The following is a 1,469-nucleotide window of genomic DNA, read 5'->3' as shown; positions in this document are numbered from 1 at the left end:
TAAACCTCCTATGAATAAAACTCTTTTCAAGTGGCTTTGGAAGCTTTTTCTTTTTTTATTGGCAAAAGAGGTTCCCTGTCCTGAGAATTTCCGGCATCTGTTTAGTTAAATTAACGCCTCTCAGAAGCTTTTTTTATAAAGGTATAAAACTTAGCTATATCCTCCTATTAGCGGTCTTAAATTTGCCGCAAGTATTTATTAATAACTCAGGTTAAAAGATAGCCGCACACTGATTAAAGCAGGTTTACCCCCTGCATGGTTTAGAAAGCAGTCTATCATATCTTTACAGCTAGTTTTGTTATTTATTTCACAAGCCCGCTCACATATGGTGCCCGGTCATTCCAGACATGCCTTACCCTGGAAAGCAGTTTTCTCGCTATCTTGATTATGGCCCGTCTGGCACCAACCCTTGCTGTCCATCTGCTATAGCATATTGTAAGGGCCGGATCTGTTCTTACTGCTACCCAGGCAGCCTCGACAAGCATATACCTCAGGCGACGGTGCTGTCTTGTGGTTATGCTTCCCTTTCTGTCGTTCTTGCCTGTGGAATGCTGCATTGGGCATAACCCTACAAATGAATTGAGCCTGTCGAATTTTTCAAAACGGGAGATATCACCGATTTCAACAATCAGCACAGCTGCTGTTACGGGGCCTATCCCCGGAATAGAGCAAAGTAGCCTTGAGATAGTATGATAGCGTGCTTTACCCATTAGTTTCCGCATCTCTCTTAGTGTATCCAGTTTTTGGGTTCTGATGGCTTCCATTATAGAAAGCTGCCTGTCCAGCACGATGCGAACGCTCGGCTCTCCACAGCTGGCCTCTTTTAGCCATGCCACAAATGCCTTACTCCAATTGGCCTTTGCGAATCTCTGCGGTATCTCAATCCCCATCAGACGAAGAAGGCCCTTTATCCTGTTTTTTGACCTGGTAAGGTCATTACTATATCGCTCGTTGAGCCGCACCAGCTGCCTGTCGGCTTCAAGTTCGGGGTCAGGAACATAAACCCCTTCCAATTGCCCGGCCTGAAGTGCTTCGGCTATCCGCCTGGAATCATTCCTGTCGTTTTTGTTCTTGGTGCCCTTATCCGTCCGGGGAACATCTGCAGCATTCACCGCAATACAGTTTACGGACCGGGCAGCAAAAGCACGCTGTATCCAGAATCCACAGAAACCGCTTTCGTAAGCGCATTCGTAGTGCGCTTGTGGATAATTAGTTGAAAGAAAATTCCACAGCCCTTCAACAGATGGAGGTGACTGGACGAAGCTTTTCAGGTACTGTTTCCCTAAATAGAGTGAAACAGTCCAGCTTTTGAGGTGCACATCGATGCCACAGCTTATCGTATGACCGCTAAAATCTAATTTTTCTGCTAAATTTGTCATGATCTTAGTTCTCTTGTTTGTTTAAATTTAACAATTGTGGCTGCTAAAGACCACTTGAACTAAGATCACTTTTATTACATAGATACTGAT

At 44.6% G+C, this 1,469-nt stretch carries 1 protein-coding gene; it reads right to left on the bottom strand.

What is annotated here, in order from left to right; translation table 11 throughout:
- Positions 1-302: 302 nt before the first annotated feature.
- Positions 303-1,379 (bottom strand): IS110 family RNA-guided transposase, encoded by a 1,077-nt coding sequence (locus DRW42_RS28350; protein ID WP_113952221.1) that lies wholly within the window; start codon positions 1,377-1,379, stop codon positions 303-305.
- Between the last annotated feature and the right edge of the window lie 90 nt (positions 1,380-1,469).

The sequence above is a fragment of the Pedobacter miscanthi genome, assembly GCF_003315595.1.
GTDB lineage: Bacteria > Bacteroidota > Bacteroidia > Sphingobacteriales > Sphingobacteriaceae > Pedobacter > Pedobacter miscanthi.
Note: the sequence above shows the minus strand (reverse complement) of the source record. Positions and strands in the feature narration are given on the sequence as shown.

What these genes read in the sequence shown, in the direction of transcription:
- DRW42_RS28350 (WP_113952221.1), bottom strand. Translation starts at nt 1,379, where the DNA reads ATGACAAATTTAGCAGAAAAATTAGATTTTAGCGGTCATACGATAAGC.